Genomic DNA, 16155 nt, shown 5'->3' on the forward strand with positions numbered 1-16155 from the left:
TAATGTCTAGATATTTAGAATTCATCAGGACTCATTCAGGTCTAAGTTTCCTTGTCCTTTCAGTCTTCACCTTTCTTCTGAGCGGATGTAGTGACGAAGCAAAAGCAGAGCCCGCCCCAGTCAACCAATGGTTTGAAATACAACTGGGAGACAAAACGATAGAAGTTCAAATTGTTTACAAACAGGCCGAAATGGCGAAGGGCCTCATGAACCGAACTTCTATGGGCGAAAATCGGGGTATGATTTTCTTCTACGATCCGCCCAAACAGATGAGTTTCTGGATGCGGAATACGAAGATAGCCCTCGATATAGCTTTCTTCACCTCCGATGGAGTTTTAAGAGAAGTGTATCCTATGTATCCCATGGATGAAACCAGCGTGAAGTCCCGCAGGGACGATCTACTCATTGCCCTTGAAATGAACCAAGGATGGTTTGCAAAAAATGGGATTAAACCAGGAGATTCCTTTAATTCAGAGAAACTCAAGAATGCACTCCTCAAACGAGGTATCCAAAAAAGTAAGATAACTTTTTGATTATCTCTTCTCGGGACGAACAATCAGCTCAAGTCGTTTGTCAGCAGAAAAGAATTTGGCAGCGAAGTCGGCCAGGTCTTCAACGGTGACTTGATCCAGCTTATCGTCGAAGTTCATCCAATCATTCACAGGCAAGCCGTAGGTCACATTAAGTGCCGCTTGCATAGCGCGAGAACCAATAGTTTGCATACTCATTCGCCGCTGAGCTTTTAACCGGGTTTTAACCCGCGCAAATTCATCTGACTCCACTTTTCCCGACTGAATTCGTTCGACCTCAGCAGTCATTTCATCGAGCACCGCCTGGGCAGTTGAAGGTTGGGTTCCGCCATAAAGAAAAAGCATCCCCGTATCCATTCCTATAACGCGACTACTCCCTACATAATAAGCAAGTCCAAGATCATCCCTAACCCGTTCAAAGAGTTGACTACTCATTCCGCTGAAGAGCTCGTCTAACACTGATGCTAACAGCATGAGGTCATCCTGGCATACGCCGACACAGGGAAACGCCTGGAATACCACTGCCTGCTGACGGTCCATAAAAACCTCTTCTCTACCAACCTGGGCAGGAGTATCGAGAGTAACGGTACGGTCAGGAAGAATCCGTCTTGGTAACCGGTTCAACAACGTTTCCAATTTGGGCTCAATCTCTGCTCGATCGAACTGGCCACTTACAGCGACCACACAATTTCCTGCCGTAACAAGTGTCTTCAAATAAGACTGCACCTCTTCCAATGACAGTTTCTCAAGATCTTCTATTCGACCGTCAGAACTTACTGAATAGGCGACTTCGCCAAAAAACTTTTCTCGCAATTCTCGAATCCCAAATTCGACGATGTCATCCAGGCTTTCCTTGACGTGGGCCACTTGACCATCCCGCTCTACCTCGAAAGTGGATACATCCAATTTCAAGTGCAGTAAACTCTGCTCTAATAATTCCAACGCAAGATCGGTATCTTGAGGCAGTACTTCCAAACTAAGACCAAAAGTATTATTCCCTGAAAACTCGGAGAAAGAACCACCCACCGATTCGATCTTCGTGGCGACCTCGAGGGCGGAGTTAGTCTCAGTATCCTTTGTTAAAATGATCGCTGCCAAAGAGGTGATTCCCCGCTGATCGGGATTTTCCCATAATGCCCCTCCCTTGAAAACGACCCGGATATGCACTTTAGGGAAGTTTTCACTTTGCTGAAACAAGAGCCTCGAACCACCTTCAAGCGTCCGCTCATCAAATAGGTGGTTTTGTGCGTCAGAAACGTTGGCTCCAGATTCCTCAACCTGCTCATTCGCTGGATCGAAAGTGACTTGCGTCAACCGTTCTTCAACCAGATAGGACTGCAGCAATCGTTGTAAATCTTCAGCCGAGACCTTTTGAATTCTTTTCAGAAAAATCCTGGAGTAGTCTATGTCACCAACCACGACTTCAGCAGCCCCTATGCGCGCTGCCTGTCCACTCATGGTCTTTCGATTGTTGATCTCACTCACCATGGCCTGGCGCTGAGCTTTCAAGATCAAAGTTTCGTCAATTAAGGTCTGCTTTAAGCTCTCGATCTCCTTCCAAAACGCTTCCAGTGCGGCCTCTCGATTTTCTGGGTCCACCATCATTGAAACCCACATCAGCCCAGAGCTCCCAGGATTCCAGGCAGAAACATCCACATGATGAACAATCCCAGTTTCCTGTCTCAACCGCTTCCAGAGGATTGAGCTATCTCCACTCCCAAGGATTGCTGCTAACAAGCTCACCCCGGCGGCGTCTTCATGATGCAATCCTGGAATAGAAAACCCTAAGCCAATACGACTGATATTCACGTCACCCATGAGACTTTGTTCTCGTTTTGCCAGTCCAACGGGCTCAGCTGGAATGTAGACAGACTCCAAGCGGGCACGAGGAAGTCCACCAACTATTTCTAAAGCTGCCTGAAAAACGTCTTCTGCTTTAACGTCTCCTGTTACAACAAGCACTGCGTTATTTGGCACATACCGCTTATGGTAATAGTCAACTAATTCGTCACGCGTTACTGTCTTAAAAATATCCTTGTAGCCGATAATCGGGTACTTGTAGGGATGAGTCCGGTAGGCTGTCTCAAACAGTGCCCTACTCAACTGCTGGTCTGGATCGTCGAGCCCCATGTCGATTTCGCGCAAAATGACCTCACGCTCTTTATCCACTTCCTCAGCCGGCAAAGTGGAGTTGAAACAGGCATCCGCAAGAATTTCGATAGCGCCACTTGTATGCTCGCTAGGTAGATCAATGTAATAAACCGTACGATCAAAAGAAGTATAGGCGTTGATATGTCCCCCCAGGCTTTGAACCTCACGGGAGATTTGTTTCCCATTTCTCTTTTCGGTACCCTTGAACAACATGTGCTCCAAGTAATGGGATAAACCGGCACCAAGAAGTGATCCTTCATGTATGCTCCCCGTTTTTACCCACAACTGGACAGAGCTTACCTGACTACTCGTATCCTCGCGGACAAGTATAGTCAGACCATTATCTAAGGTTTTTCTGTGAACGGGTTCAGCGAACAAAGACTGCAAAACAGAATTAAGTGGATCCATTAAAATGATATTCAGGGTAACCCGCCGTTTAATTGGTCTTTACCTTTTCTTTCTCCAAACGAAGGAATTCGACGATTATTAGGAGCAAACGGTTTCAGAAATGCTGATTTAAAATCGTATCCGTCACTAAAATCTTCACGCCGATCGGTATCCGTTTTTCCTAGCACACCGTATTCAACCAAGTTGAACACAATATCACCAAAATCAGAACAACGGGTGACATTCCACTCATTAAAAACAGTCATGGTTAGAGGACCAAATTGATCGAGAGCATATTTGCGGATACCTTCCAAAAGCTCTTGGCCAGAAACATGATGACTCGTCCTGACCTCTTTGGATTCGCTAATTTCCTTAACGGTGAAATCCAAAGCTTTACGAACGAAGTAGTAAGCGCCTTTGCCAAATCGAGAATCGTCCTTGATGACCAGGTCGACGACTTCCGAAAAATCTTTTCCACTCATAAATTAAAATTCAGTTCTGATAACTTGATTGAGACAAAGGACGCAACCCTACTTAGAAAAGCTTCAATTTCAAATTCAGCCTTTTTTATCAATTAGCTCCTTGAGCACTTTATCCACAAGAGCGGGGTTGGCTTTGCCACGGCTTGCCTTCATAACCTGGCCTTTCAAAAAGTTGATAGCTTTTTCATTACCGGCTTGAATTTCCGCCACGGGGCCTGGATTTGCATCGATCACTTCCTGACAAAACCCTTCAAGTTCTCCAGTGTCATTACTCTGTTTAAGTCCCTTGGCTTCTACGATAGCAGCAGGCATTTCGCCTGTTTCAAACATCGTTCCAAATACCTGTTCCTTGGCGATATTGTTGGAGATAGCACCTTCATCGATCAGCCCTACAAGCTCCGCGATATGAGCAGGTTTTATTTTGCTTTCGGATAAAGAAAGCCCGGCATTCCCCAATTCACCAAGAAGGTTATTCACCAACCAATTGGCCGCCTGTTGGGGTTTACTGCAACCCTTGGCTGCTTCTTCAAAAAACGCGCACAATTCGGGATCAGGAATCAGGACGGAAGTTATTGTGAATGGTAAATCGAATGCTTCGTAATAACGACGTTGCCGATCAAAGGGTCGTTCCGGGATGGTCGCTTTCACGCGTGCACGCCAGGCTTCATCGATTCGGATCGGCATCAAATCAGGGTCCGGGAAATACCGGTAATCATGGGACTCCTCTTTGAAACGCATATGGTAGGTCACATTTTTAGTAGCATCCCAACCACGTGTTTCCTGATGAATAGTGCCACCAGCTTTCACGGCCTGAATCTGCCGCTGAATTTCATAGGCCAATCCATTCTTAACACCGGAGCTACTGTTCATGTTCTTGATCTCAACCTTTACGCCAAGCTCTAGCTGACCCACCGGACGTATGCTGATATTTGCATCACAACGCATCTGCCCCTTCTCCATATCGCAGTCGGAAATGTCTCCGTAAATCATGAGATTTCTCAGGGCATTTAAATAAGCAAATGCTTCATCCGGAGTATGGAGAACCGGCTCGGTAACGATCTCAAGCAACGGAGTCCCCGCACGATTGTAGTCCACCAGACTGTCGCCATCGAAGTGATTGAGTTTTCCCACATCCTCTTCGAGATGCGCACGCGTGAGCTCAATCCATTTATGCTCACCCATGATGTTCCTCGACGGACCAGGCAGCTCGATCTCAACCTTACCTCCTTCACAAATGGGCTGATCGAACTGGGAGATCTGATAATTCTTGGGGCTGTCAGGATAAAAATAGTTTTTGCGGTCCCACTTGGTTACTTCGGGAATCGTACTTTCCAAAAGCATGCCCACCTTAACCGACTTCTCGACCGCTTCCTTATTAATCACAGGAAGCGCCCCCGGAAAACCAAGAACCACAGGGTCCGTCAACGTATTCGGTTCTTGTCCAAACCCAACCCCCACCGATGTAAAAATCTTGGACTTCGTTCGAACCTGAACGTGCACCTCTAAACCTATGACGACTTCGTATTCCATGGAGCTTAAAAGTTAATCAACTAAATATGGAAGAAATTGTAGGAGCGGTTTTAACCGCGATTTTCCTGGGAACGCCACTCCCCAGATTGGCAACCTTTGCATACGGATCGCAGCTAAAGCAGCTCCTACATTGTTTACAGACAATGCATCCACATTAGGTTCGTGTTCATTCGTGTCCATTCGTGGTTAATTCCTTAAATCTTCGGGTGCTGGTTCGAGTGATCGTGGGCCTCTTCATAGGCATTCGCAATCGCCAGAAGATCGGCTTCGCCAAACGGTTTACCCAGGATCTGTAGTCCAATGGGCAATCCTTCCGAGTTTTTACCACAGGGCAGAGATATTCCAGGAATACCGGCGAGGTTAGCCGAAATGGTATAGATATCGGCCAAATACATCTGGAGTGGGTCGTCCGTTTTCTCGCCCGCTTTAAACGATACGAATGGGGATGTAGGGGTGAGCAATGCGTCGACCGATTCATAGGCCCTCATGAAATCCTGGCGAATCAACGAGCGTACCTTCTGAGCCTTCAAATAATAGGCATCGTAGTAACCAGAACTAAGCACATAAGTACCGAGGATAATCCGAAGCTTCACTTCTTCACCAAAACCTTCCGCCCGGCTTTTAAAATACAGGTCGATGGCGTTTTCAACGTCCTTGCTTCGATGCGTATAGCGAACGCCATCAAATCGTGCCAGGTTTGAGGAAGCCTCTGCCGTCGCGATTATGTAGTAGGTCGCAATAGCCAAATTCATGTTTGGCATGCTCGCTTCCTGGATCTCGCACCCCTGATCGGCGTACCAATCGATCGCTTTTTGAACAGTACTTTTCACTTCAGGATCCAGGCCATCTCCAAAGTATTCTTTGGGAACTCCAAGTTTCCAGGGGCCTTTCTTTGTCCCCAAAGCTTCACTAAAGTCAGGTACCTCCTGGTATATGGAAGTGGAGTCTTTGGGATCGTGTCCGGCAATCGTCTGAAGCACCGTCGCCACATCTTTTACCGAACGGCCAAACGGGCCGATTTGGTCCAGAGAGGAGGCATAGGCCACCAATCCAAAACGGGAAACGCGACCGTAGGTTGGTTTAAATCCAACCACTCCGCAAAACGAAGCGGGCTGGCGGATCGAACCACCGGTATCACTTCCAAGGGAAACAGGTACCGAACCAGCTGATACAGCCGCGGCGCTACCACCACTGGATCCACCAGCTACTCGCTCCAGATTCCAGGGATTAAACGTAGTTTTGAAAGCCGAGTTCTCGGTTGAAGAACCCATGGCAAACTCATCCATGTTCAGTCGCCCAAACAACACCGCACCAGCATCCTTCAGTCGGGTTGATACAGTGGCATCGTAGGGAGATACAAAGTGCTCAAGCATCTTGCTCGAGCAGGTCAAAGGCAGGTCTTTTACCGCGATCACATCCTTGAGACCAATGGGAATTCCATCGAGGGCTCCCAACAATTCATCGGCAGCACGACGTTTATCGGAAGCTTCCGCTTGAGAAAGCGCGTAATCCTTATCGAGCGAGTTAAACGCCTGAACCTGCGGATCCACCGCTTCTTTCCGATCTACCAACGCATTGGTTAATTCCACAGAAGAAATATCGCCAGCAGATAATAAGTCCTGCAGGCCGGAAAGAGTTTTAAAATGAAGATCGTCTGCCATCTTGTACCCGTAGTCTGGATTCAGCCGTCGATAACCTTTGGTACTTGAACCATGTTATTGCGTTTGGCAGCGGCATGCTGAACCGCGGTTTCAGGATCGAAACCTTCGACTGATATGTCTTCCCGCAAAACGTTCTCCACTTGAAATGCGTGGGCCATCGGTTCCACATCACTGACGTCCACGGCATTCAACTGCTCGAAATAATCCAAGATACTTCCGAGTTGAGCAGAGAAGCGTTGGCGTTCTTTATCAGACAATTCGATGCGTGCCAAGTTCGCGACGTAGTCGATATCAATGGATCCCTTTTCACTCATCTTAGGACCGCACCAGGTAAGGCGTTGATGATTCGATTTCTTTTTGAACTGCGCTGAAAACCTCACCGACTTCCTTGTCCGTAAGCGTGCGATCGTTCGAGCGAAATTTCATATTGAAAGCCAAACTCTTTTTACCAGCCGGAAGGCCTCCTCCTGAATAAACATCGAAGACGGTAACCGATTCCAGCTCGTAGCGATTGTTCACCGCCCGCTTGGTAATCTTGGCGAGCTCGCGACGCACTGTTTCGGCGTGCAAAAACTCATCCACCACAAGTGCCAGGTCCTTTTCAGCGGGAGGAAACTGACTGAACGGTTTAAACTTAACAATATCGTGACCAAGAGTCACTTTCTCCGGCAGGATCTCGATGCTACCAGCAAGCACGGTACCATCCAGATCCCAATCCTTTACCAGGTTTACGTTGAGCATCCCAAGGATGGCTTCAAAACCGTTGTCGGCAAAACTGCCGACATGGGCGGAATGACCTTCCTGCCAAATCGTGGTACCCCAGGCCAGATTCTTGTAACCCACTTCATCAAGCTTGAGATTCGCCAATTGGCCAAGAGCGTTGAGTATATTCTTCGAGGTATAAAAATCTGCCGGCTCACGGCTTTTCCAGGAGGAACTTTTATCGGGCTGAAATATGGCAAAAGCCACAGACACCATCTCGAAAATCTGACCGTTGTGTTCATGGAATACTTTTCCTACTTCGAAAACACGCTCCATTCCCGTTTTGCGGGCGAAGTTTAACTTCAAGGTGTCGAGCAATCCGGGAATCAAGGATACGCGCAGGTGAGTTTGATCGGAGGTAAACGGATTCGCCAACTTAAGGGCATCCATGCTGAATCGACTGAACCATTGCTTGGCTTCCTCGCCTGAGCGAAGACTGTAGTGCACGCACTCCTGAAAATGTTGCCCAGCGAGATAGGTCGAAAACCGCTCGTTCAAAGTCGCTGTATTCGCATCGTCTTGAATGAGCCCGGCCACCGTCACAGGAGCGTCAGGAATCTGGTCCGTGCCAAACATTCTGATCGCTTCCTCGGCAAGATCAGCAGGACGATAAAGATCACCACGCCAACTAGGCACATGAACCACCCACTCGTTCTCGTTACCGGTGACTCTACATTCAAGTGCTTCGAAAATCTCACGAATTTTTTGGTCTGGAATATCAAAACCAGCCACATCGCGAATAAATTGAGGGTTTAAATTGATCTCTTGTTCGGTGCTGGGTTCCGAGCCTGCTTGAATGTAAGGCCCAACCAGCTCCCCACCGGCAATTTCCAAAATCAAGTCAATGGCGCGCAGGGCAGCGAAGTTTGCACCCTTGGGATCTACGCCACGTTCGAAGCGGTAGGAACTGTCTGAAGACAACCCAAGGGTTCGGCTCGTTTTCCGAATTCCGGACGGATCGAAATAAGCGGATTCCAAAACGATATCAACCGTGTTGTCATCCACCCCAGCATCGACCGATCCCATTACACCTGCAATCACTAATGGCTTTTCCGCATCGGCGATTACCAGCATATTGGATTTTAAAGTCCGTTCCTTGTCATCGAGAGTGACGATCTTTTCACCTTCCGATGCTTTACGAACAACAATCTTGTTTCCTTTAATCTTGCTGGCATCAAACGCATGAAGAGGTTGACCGAACTCGTGCAGGACGAAGTTGGTGATATCCACCACGTTGTTAATCGGCCTTTGATCAACGGCTTCAAGATAACGCTTCAACCAATCCGGGCTCGAACCCATCTTAACGCCTTTGATGCTATGGGCGTAATAATTCGGACAATCTTCCGGAGACTGCACATCAACCCCGGTAATCAAACCATGTTCTCCTGTTTTCCGAACGCCATCAAAGTCGGTTTCCAGTATGGGGTAAGTAAGTGCCTTGCCATAGTAAGCCGCCATCTCCCGGGCAATACCTACATGACTGAGGCAATCGGGACGATTTGGGGTCACTTCGATATCCAAGACGATATCGGAATCGGGAAACACATCGTTGATGGGAGTGCCGATCTCAGGATGGTTCTCAAGTATCATCAACCCCTCGTGATCCGCTCCAAGGCCAAGCTCACGAGGACTGCACATCATTCCAAACGATTCAACGCCACGGAGCTTGGAGGCTTTGATTTTAAAATTCCCTGGAAGGCGTGCGCCTACTTTGGCTACCGGCACGCGGTCACCGACTTTATAGTTAGACGCTCCACAAACGATTTGCAGAGTCTCTGCTTCACCCACATTGACCTCGCAGACGCCAAGCCGATCCGCATCAGGATGCTGCTCACGTGCAAGAACTTCTCCTACCACCACATTGGGTAGATCAGGCAATCCGGTATTTTTAATACCTTCCACCTCGAACCCGATCATTGTCATGGCATACTCAATCTCCTCGGTCGTTTTGTCCGAGAGGTCCACATAGTCGGATAACCAGCTAAGAGAAATTAACATGACGTTTAGGAAAATTGCTTCAGAAACCTGAAGTCGTTTTGATAGAAATAACGGATGTCGTCGATGCCGTAGAGAATCATGGCGATCCGCTCGATCCCAAACCCGAAGGCATAACCGGAATAAACGTCAGGATCATAACCGACGGCAGTGAAAACATTGGGGTCGACCATACCGCACCCACCAAGCTCAACCCAATCCTTACCTACCTTGGCCAGATGCGAGGACTGTGCGTCCATCTCGAAACTGGGTTCAGTGTAGGGGAAAAAGTGCGGGCGGAATCGTGTCTTGGCATCCGATCCGAGCAATGATTTCAATAGAAAATCCAAGATGGCCTTCAGGTCACGAACCGTAACACCTTTATCGACATAGAGTCCTTCAACCTGGGTGAAACTGGCACTGTGAGTCGCATCCGTCGTGTCTCTGCGAAAACAACGTCCGGGAGAAATAATCCTGACCGGTGGTTCCTGCTCCAACATGGTACGGATTTGCACGGTCGAAGTGTGCGTGCGTAACAAGTAACGCTCGTCCGCATGCTTCGATACATTCCCCACTGTCGCATCAGTTGGAAGGTAGAAAGTGTCTTGCAGGTCTCGTGCAGGGTGATCCTTCGGCGTGTTTAATGCATCGAAACAAAAGTGCTCGGTTTCGACTTCAGGTCCTTCGGCCACAATAAATCCAACCGATTTCAAAACACGCACGATCTCATTTCGCACCTGTGTCAGCGGATGCAAGTTGCCGGGAACAGGATCTGGACTGGGCAATGACGGATCAATCGGATCCCCCAGCTTTGCTGCTAGCTCGGTCGTTTCAATCTTGTCCAGGGCAGCCTGGAAGATCGCCTCCAACTCCTGCTTGGTTTTATTGAGTAGCTGTCCTATCCTCGGTTTGTCTTCCTTGGGAACCTGAGCCATGCCACGCATGGCATCCTTCAGCGAACCGTTGGGGCCGACAAAGCGAGCTTTGAATGCTTCAAATTCCGGGCGGGTATGAACCGATGGGATTCCTTCCTCAGCCTCGGATACTAAGGCCTTGAGTGTATCCTCCATGGAGCTATGCGGGTCTAATGTGTCCTTAAGTCGTATGCCTCGGACTAAGCTCCCTGAGCTTCTTTAGCCTTATTGATGAGTGCGATGAACGCGGTCTCGTCGTGAATGGCCAATTCCGAAAGCTGTTTCCGATCGAGTTCGATCCCGGCCTTCTTAAGTCCATTCATAAAACGGCTATAAGTCGTTTCGTAGGTACGGCACATTGCGTTGATCCGGACGATCCAAAGAGCACGCCAGGTGCGCTTCTTGTTTTTCCGGTCGCGGAAAGCGTATTGTTGGCCGTGGTTAACGGCCTCGTGAGCATAACGGAAAAGGCGGGAACGATTTCCCCAATAGCCTTTGGCCTGTTTTATAACGCGCTTACGGCGTTTACGTGATGCGGGTGCGTTGGTTGCTCTAGGCATGTTTTTAAGTTTCCTTGAAGTTTAGAACCGGCAGGCCGCCTACATAAAATGTCGCCTGAACGGTCGGTTATTAGAGTGTTTCTAAGTGCGCTTGCTGTGCGGAAGCGCTTTGTGGATAATAGCAGAAAATCCTTTTGAGACTTCTTTATCGTGACCACTGGCGCGCTTCTGTTTAACTGATTTACTGGACAACAAGTGACGACGGTTCGGGCTACGGCGCATGACCTTACCCGTTCCGGTGATCTTGAAACGTTTAGCAACAGACTTTCTTGTTTTTTGCATGAGAAATTCGGAAAAGCGGACCATAAAAGCTGGCCCTCCCTTTGTTGTAAAGGGTGAAATCTGCGTTTTTCGGGGAAAGTTCCAATCCTAATCCAGTCCAGTAAACAAGCCAGATTCAGACTCATTTCGGCAGGCGGCTCCAAAGCAGCCTTGGTTAATCAATTGGCAATCGACCATTACTCGGTCTATTGGCGCTTTGAATAATGCCCGTTTGTCTCCCATTCTTTTACAAGCTTGTTTACGAGGTCTGGCAATTTGGCAGCGAGGTCCGTCGTCTCGCTCGGGTCGGAGCCAGTTAGAATACAAACACGCGTACCTGTCGTCAAACCACCTGATAATTCGGACTAAATACTTGACTCAGTTAATGACTAAGTTAAGCTTGGTTCAATGATCAGAATTAACATCCATGAAGCCAAGACGCACCTTTCAAAATACGCCCAAAAGGTGAAAGCTGGCGAAACGGTGATCTTGTGCGACCGGAATATTCCGTTTGGCGAGATCCGTCCGTTCGAAACGGATGCACCGGGTCCTGTGCGGTTTGGGGTCAGCCCCTGGGAATTTGCAATCCCTGATGATTTTGATGATCCGTTAGAGAGCTTTGAAAGTGATTTTTACAGAGCGTAAATGACCACCTACCTCCTGGACACCCAAGTGGCCCTGTGGCTATTTCAGAACAGTCCCAAAATAACAAAAGACCTGAAAACCCATTTGTCGAAACCGGACGCACGTTACCTTTTTCATCAGGCATCCACATGGGAAATACAAATCAAATACGACTTGGGTAAACTCCCCTTGCCTGTCCCTCCAAACGAATATTTAAGCATTTGCCTGGAAAAATCAGGGCTTGGCTATCGAACTATTACGGATGCTGGTATTTTCATGTTAGGCAAACTGCCGGCGATACATCGTGACCCTTTCGATCGTTTGCTTGTCGCCCATGCGATTGCCAATGGGTGGACTCTTTTAACTGCGGATCAGACTTTGAAACAATACCCCGTAGTCACCTCTTAGCTTTCCACGCGACCATTAGCTCGAGGTACACATACCGGAGCGTTTCTTTGCCTGAAAGTCACCTCGCGAGGTTACGCGATTCTCCTTGTTGATAAGATTGAATCAAACCAGGCATTCCGTCATGGCCAAAAAGCCCTTCCCAAACTTCTCCGAAGAAGTTCCGTTTCCCTTCAGACATTTCGACCTATCCAAGATATTCCCTCACGGTTACCCCAGGCTCTGATCCGGTAAGCAAATAAACATGAGTATCAGTCACCCAACCGCCCGTTTCAAGATCGTGGCTCAGCAATACCTTATCGAGGTTGGCGATCGCTTCCTCGGTGAATCCGGAGCGTTCAGCAACAAACATGTGAATAATTTTTCCGTCTTCACGGTGAAAGCACACGAGGGAGACTTCATGTCCTTGCCACTCCATCTTCTTACAGCCAATGGGCTCCTTCTGTGCTAACAGAGCTGGAACGGACTCATACAGGGGTGCGTCCTTATCCTGGAGCCAGTCCTCAATATTCGCCAGATCCTTGTCCATGTAATCGAGCATGAAGTATGACTTTGCGATAAAATGAGACATTCCCTCGCGAAGAGTGGCATAGTCGTGCATCTTACTGTTGTAATTGGCAGCGTAGCCCAGGAATCCACCAACCCCTATAAGAAGTACTGCGGCAATGGCAGAAGCCCAGCGAATATAACTGACAACCTTGTTATGGCGTGCCTTGCGATAGTCCGCCAAAATCGCGTCTTTTAATCCATCGATGTCTGGGGCATCAGCCAGTGCCTCTTGAACTTGACGATCGAAAGCCAATTGATTTTCAAACCAAGCAGCGAGCTCGGGCTCTTTATCGAGCAGGCCTAGCGCTTCGAGCATGTGCGGATCAGAAAAATGATCTTTGCCACTTTGATAAGCGCTAAGAATTTGTTTTGCTTCTAAAATATCCATGATGTGTAGCGATTAAATATTGCCGTTCTTCGCTTGCGGTTGCGGATCCTTAAGTTGGTTGTATAATTCGGCTTTTCCTCGATAGAGGCGCGACATGACTGTTCCCACAGGCAATTCCATTACATCAGCAATCTCCTGATAGCTGTATTGCTCAAAGTAATAAAGCGTCAGGGGAACACGCAAAGATTCCTTGAGACTCTTCAGAGCTGTAACAACGGTCGCGGAGTCGACATGTTGTCCTATACGAGAAGGCTCTGCAATGAGTGCATCCGAGGACGTTTCTTCGTATTGTATTTCTGGGTGGCGGCTGAATTTCCTTTTTTGGTCGATAAACAGTCGATACAATGTTGAAAACAACCAGCTTTTTACCTTGGTCATATCTCGAATCGAAGCATAGCTTTTTGCCAGTTTCAAAAAGGCTTGTTGTACCAGATCCTCGGCATCCGCCCCATTCCTGGTCAGATTGAGAGCAAAATAGTAGAGATTCTTGTAATGTAGATCTACGACCACTTCAAAATTTTTCATAGACCAAAGGGTGCATTCCAACGATTGAGGCAACGGACGTGCAACGTAAGCTTATTAACAGAGATAACATCATATACTAGGACGACACATCGAATGACTTATTCACCTGATAACGGAAAAAATTAGTTAAGTAACCTTTCGGACAGATTTACTTCTCCGTCAATCTATGACTCCTTGCGAAATCTCCTGGCTACTCCTCGCACTCAGCTCCCACACAACACGATCCCGCTATCTCAGCGTTTTTGACCTCTTCCAAAACCTGCTCCGGCTGCCAGCGATTACCAGGCCACACATGGATTAATCGTCCATCCGGTCCAACCAAAGCTGTGATCAATGTATGGTCCAAGGAGGCGTTTCCGCGTTTGACGCCCATCTGAAAAGCGCGGGTTAACGACGTAATTTGATCCATTTCTCCAGTGGCAAAGCTCCACCTATTCGGATCGGCCCCCACCAGTTTGGCATAGGAGGAAAGAACAGCCGGTGTATCGAAGTCTGGATCCAAAGTGATACTCAGCAACCGAATCCTGAGCCCAAACTGCGGATCACTCTGTGCCTGGTTTTGAATGGCCGAAAACCTGGTAGCCAGGAGTGGACAAAACTCCGGGACCGGACAACGGGTAAACATAAATGTTACGACCGTGAATTTATCCGAGAGAATGTCTTCGGTAATTGCAGCAGCCGATTCATTCTTAAGTTGGAATTCTGGAAACAAATCTCCGGGGCCTAACGACTGCTGAAAACCATTCGAGACCCTTTCGACGACCGACGAATCAGCTCCTCTAGCCAGAACGATAAATTGATCAGCAAAAGAGGAATCCTCACTCACATGAAATTTGAACCTCACTCGATCGCCTGCTTCCAAATTCACAATCTCAGAGTGATCCGAAACATTGAAGACCATCGTCATCGCCATCATGTAACCGGGAATTTCCTCCTGCTCGATTACTGGACGACCGTCGAGCAGTTTGCCTCGAATGACGCCATTCACCTCAAACACCCTTTCAGCGCCAAGCAGTTGCAGGGCAAATAAGCTACAAGCTACAAAGATAGAACCACTCAATCGTAGAGACATGCTTACAAAATGCCTCAAACAAAGAGAAATTACCTTGATCTGCATCAAGGCGAATTAGCGTTTTCTGGATTAGTTTCGGTTATGATCAAATCACTCAATTTCTTTCTGTTATTAACTATAGCCTCGATCGGACTAGTTTTATCCGGTTGTGGTAAATCAGAACCGGAGCAAACTGCGCCCCCACCGCCTGCCCAAGCACCTGCGGATGGTATGCGAACGATCCAAATAACTGGCAACGACACGATGCAGTACAATATTACCGAGATTCGAGCCAAGACGGGAGAGAAGATCCGGATCGTCTTCACCAACATAGGCAAAATGCCGAAACAGGCTATGTCGCACAATTGGGTTTTGCTCAAACCGATGGATCTTTCTGCCTTCAACGCCTGGGCCATGTCCGCAGCCACCAAAGCACCCACCTACTTGCCCGACGACAAATCAGCTATCCTCGCCTCCACTAAAATGCTCGGTCCTGGGGAAACCGACACCATCGAATTTTCAGCACCAGCACAAGCCGGCGAATATCCCTACCTCTGCACCTTCCCGGGCCACTTCGCCATTATGAAAGGTAAGTTAATAGTGGAGTAGAAATTACTACCTCCGTCGTTTGCCACTCAGCGTTACCGGAAGATTATTTTTCGTCGCTCTGACCTTTAAGACGTTTCACTTCTCGGTCGAAGTCTGATACATACTCCCGGTCCTGCTGCTCACGGAATACTTAGAATTCTGCTTCGGCTTTGAGCTACGCTTCCAGTGCGCTCACCTTTCCTTTATCTTCGAGAATGGGGTAACTTGATAATTCCAGAAAGCTGTTCAGGAACCGCAGCAAAAAATCCCTCGTGATCGGCGCCTGAGAATCGTAGTCCACCGACAGCGCATAAATATCCGTAATCTTCTGATAGAACCGCCGCTCACTAGCCCGGATTTCACGAATGCGCTCGAGAAGTTCATCAAAGTAATCTTTGCCAAAATCTTTGCCCTGCTTGAGTCGCTCGTCGTCCAGCACAAAACCTTTTATGACGAACTCCTTCAGCGTCTTGGTCGCCCAGATCCGGAACTGCGTCGCCTCATAGCTGTTGACCCGGTAACCCACAGCGATGATGGCATCGAGATTGTAATGATCCACCTTGCGCCTCACTTCCCGTGAACCTTCCATTCGAACTATTTCCATTTTGGAAACAGTTGCCTGCTGGTTGAGTTCGCCAGACTCGTAGATATTACTCAAGTGTTTGTTAATGGCGGGAACCTTCACACCGAACAACTCCGCCAACGCCTTCTGCGTCATCCAGAAATTCTCATCCCGGTAAACCACTTCGATCCGTTGCTCACCGCTAGGTGTCCTATAAAATATGATTTCGTTAGGCATGGTTAGAGTAGGCT

16 protein-coding genes and 1 pseudogene are annotated in these 16155 nt (G+C 48.1%); 4 read left to right on the forward strand and 13 right to left on the reverse strand.

Annotated elements, in window-relative coordinates:
• The first annotated feature begins 2 nt into the window (after positions 1–2).
• Complete coding sequence (locus O3C43_02840) at positions 3–533, forward strand: DUF192 domain-containing protein (GenBank protein MDA1065421.1); 531 nt, start codon at positions 3–5, stop codon at positions 531–533.
• On the opposite strand, the gene O3C43_02845 is transcribed toward O3C43_02840, so the two are convergent.
• From O3C43_02845 to rpmI, 9 genes are all read right to left on the reverse strand, one after another.
• On the reverse strand, positions 534–3089 hold the full coding sequence (locus tag O3C43_02845; GenBank protein MDA1065422.1) for a pitrilysin family protein: 2556 nt from the start codon (positions 3087–3089) through the stop codon (positions 534–536).
• An 11-nt stretch (positions 3090–3100) separates the two neighbouring features.
• Positions 3101–3550, reverse strand: coding sequence for a hypothetical protein (locus tag O3C43_02850; protein MDA1065423.1), 450 nt, complete (start codon positions 3548–3550; stop codon positions 3101–3103).
• A 75-nt stretch (positions 3551–3625) separates the two neighbouring features.
• Positions 3626–5080, reverse strand: a complete 1455-nt coding sequence (gene gatB, locus O3C43_02855) for an Asp-tRNA(Asn)/Glu-tRNA(Gln) amidotransferase subunit GatB (GenBank protein MDA1065424.1) — start codon at positions 5078–5080, stop codon at positions 3626–3628.
• A gap of 194 nt (positions 5081–5274) precedes the next feature.
• On the reverse strand, positions 5275–6741 hold the full coding sequence (gatA, locus tag O3C43_02860; protein ID MDA1065425.1) for an Asp-tRNA(Asn)/Glu-tRNA(Gln) amidotransferase subunit GatA: 1467 nt from the start codon (positions 6739–6741) through the stop codon (positions 5275–5277).
• Between the two features lie 20 nt (positions 6742–6761).
• Positions 6762–7055, reverse strand: coding sequence for an Asp-tRNA(Asn)/Glu-tRNA(Gln) amidotransferase subunit GatC (gatC, locus tag O3C43_02865; protein ID MDA1065426.1), 294 nt, complete (start codon positions 7053–7055; stop codon positions 6762–6764).
• Position 7056: 1 nt separating this feature from the next.
• Positions 7057–9501 carry a phenylalanine--tRNA ligase subunit beta gene (gene pheT / locus O3C43_02870; GenBank protein ID MDA1065427.1) on the reverse strand — a complete coding sequence of 815 codons (2445 nt, stop codon included), beginning with the start codon at positions 9499–9501 and terminating at the stop codon, positions 7057–7059.
• 5 nt (positions 9502–9506) lie between these two features.
• Positions 9507–10547 (reverse strand): phenylalanine--tRNA ligase subunit alpha, encoded by a 1041-nt coding sequence (gene pheS, locus O3C43_02875; GenBank protein ID MDA1065428.1) that lies wholly within the window; start codon positions 10545–10547, stop codon positions 9507–9509.
• Between the two features lie 44 nt (positions 10548–10591).
• Positions 10592–10951 (reverse strand): 50S ribosomal protein L20, encoded by a 360-nt coding sequence (rplT, locus tag O3C43_02880; GenBank protein ID MDA1065429.1) that lies wholly within the window; start codon positions 10949–10951, stop codon positions 10592–10594.
• An 81-nt stretch (positions 10952–11032) separates the two neighbouring features.
• Positions 11033–11257, reverse strand: a complete 225-nt coding sequence (gene rpmI / locus O3C43_02885) for a 50S ribosomal protein L35 (GenBank protein ID MDA1065430.1) — start codon at positions 11255–11257, stop codon at positions 11033–11035.
• Positions 11258–11620: 363 nt separating this feature from the next.
• On the opposite strand from rpmI, the gene O3C43_02890 reads away from it, so the two are divergent.
• Positions 11621–11857, forward strand: a complete 237-nt coding sequence (locus O3C43_02890; GenBank protein ID MDA1065431.1) for a type II toxin-antitoxin system Phd/YefM family antitoxin — start codon at positions 11621–11623, stop codon at positions 11855–11857.
• On the forward strand, positions 11858–12244 hold the full coding sequence (locus O3C43_02895; GenBank protein ID MDA1065432.1) for a type II toxin-antitoxin system VapC family toxin: 387 nt from the start codon (positions 11858–11860) through the stop codon (positions 12242–12244).
• A gap of 184 nt (positions 12245–12428) precedes the next feature.
• On the opposite strand, the gene O3C43_02900 is transcribed toward O3C43_02895, so the two are convergent.
• From O3C43_02900 to O3C43_02910, 3 genes are all read right to left on the reverse strand, one after another.
• Entirely contained in the window at positions 12429–13178 is a 750-nt protein-coding gene (locus O3C43_02900; protein ID MDA1065433.1) for a hypothetical protein, read from the reverse strand.
• Positions 13179–13190: 12 nt separating this feature from the next.
• The gene (locus O3C43_02905) at positions 13191–13703 is read right to left on the reverse strand and encodes an RNA polymerase sigma factor (GenBank protein ID MDA1065434.1); all 513 of its coding nucleotides are present in this window, start codon (positions 13701–13703) and stop codon (positions 13191–13193) included.
• Between the two features lie 190 nt (positions 13704–13893).
• The gene (locus O3C43_02910) at positions 13894–14775 is read right to left on the reverse strand and encodes an SCO family protein (protein ID MDA1065435.1); all 882 of its coding nucleotides are present in this window, start codon (positions 14773–14775) and stop codon (positions 13894–13896) included.
• A gap of 81 nt (positions 14776–14856) precedes the next feature.
• Between O3C43_02910 and O3C43_02915 the strand changes: the two genes are divergently transcribed.
• Positions 14857–15363 carry an azurin gene (locus O3C43_02915; protein ID MDA1065436.1) on the forward strand — a complete coding sequence of 169 codons (507 nt, stop codon included), beginning with the start codon at positions 14857–14859 and terminating at the stop codon, positions 15361–15363.
• Positions 15364–15406: 43 nt separating this feature from the next.
• Here O3C43_02915 and rhuM read toward each other — a convergent pair.
• A pseudogene (gene rhuM, locus O3C43_02920) lies at positions 15407–16141 on the reverse strand (RhuM family protein).
• Positions 16142–16155: the final 14 nt, after the last annotated feature.

This window comes from Verrucomicrobiota bacterium (assembly GCA_027622555.1).
GTDB lineage: Bacteria > Verrucomicrobiota > Verrucomicrobiia > Opitutales > UBA2995 > UBA2995.

Coding starts and splice junctions, on each gene's coding strand:
- O3C43_02840 (MDA1065421.1), top strand. CDS start 3: ATGTCTAGATATTTAGAATTCATCAGGACTCATTCAGGTCTAAGTTTC.
- O3C43_02845 (MDA1065422.1), bottom strand. CDS start 3,089: ATGGATCCACTTAATTCTGTTTTGCAGTCTTTGTTCGCTGAACCCGTT.
- O3C43_02850 (MDA1065423.1), bottom strand. CDS start 3,550: ATGAGTGGAAAAGATTTTTCGGAAGTCGTCGACCTGGTCATCAAGGAC.
- gatB (MDA1065424.1), bottom strand. CDS start 5,080: ATGGAATACGAAGTCGTCATAGGTTTAGAGGTGCACGTTCAGGTTCGA.
- gatA (MDA1065425.1), bottom strand. CDS start 6,741: ATGGCAGACGATCTTCATTTTAAAACTCTTTCCGGCCTGCAGGACTTA.
- gatC (MDA1065426.1), bottom strand. CDS start 7,055: ATGAGTGAAAAGGGATCCATTGATATCGACTACGTCGCGAACTTGGCA.
- pheT (MDA1065427.1), bottom strand. CDS start 9,501: ATGTTAATTTCTCTTAGCTGGTTATCCGACTATGTGGACCTCTCGGAC.
- pheS (MDA1065428.1), bottom strand. CDS start 10,547: ATGGAGGATACACTCAAGGCCTTAGTATCCGAGGCTGAGGAAGGAATC.
- rplT (MDA1065429.1), bottom strand. CDS start 10,951: ATGCCTAGAGCAACCAACGCACCCGCATCACGTAAACGCCGTAAGCGC.
- rpmI (MDA1065430.1), bottom strand. CDS start 11,257: ATGGTCCGCTTTTCCGAATTTCTCATGCAAAAAACAAGAAAGTCTGTT.
- O3C43_02890 (MDA1065431.1), top strand. CDS start 11,621: ATGATCAGAATTAACATCCATGAAGCCAAGACGCACCTTTCAAAATAC.
- O3C43_02895 (MDA1065432.1), top strand. CDS start 11,858: ATGACCACCTACCTCCTGGACACCCAAGTGGCCCTGTGGCTATTTCAG.
- O3C43_02900 (MDA1065433.1), bottom strand. CDS start 13,178: ATGGATATTTTAGAAGCAAAACAAATTCTTAGCGCTTATCAAAGTGGC.
- O3C43_02905 (MDA1065434.1), bottom strand. CDS start 13,703: ATGAAAAATTTTGAAGTGGTCGTAGATCTACATTACAAGAATCTCTAC.
- O3C43_02910 (MDA1065435.1), bottom strand. CDS start 14,775: ATGTCTCTACGATTGAGTGGTTCTATCTTTGTAGCTTGTAGCTTATTT.
- O3C43_02915 (MDA1065436.1), top strand. CDS start 14,857: ATGATCAAATCACTCAATTTCTTTCTGTTATTAACTATAGCCTCGATC.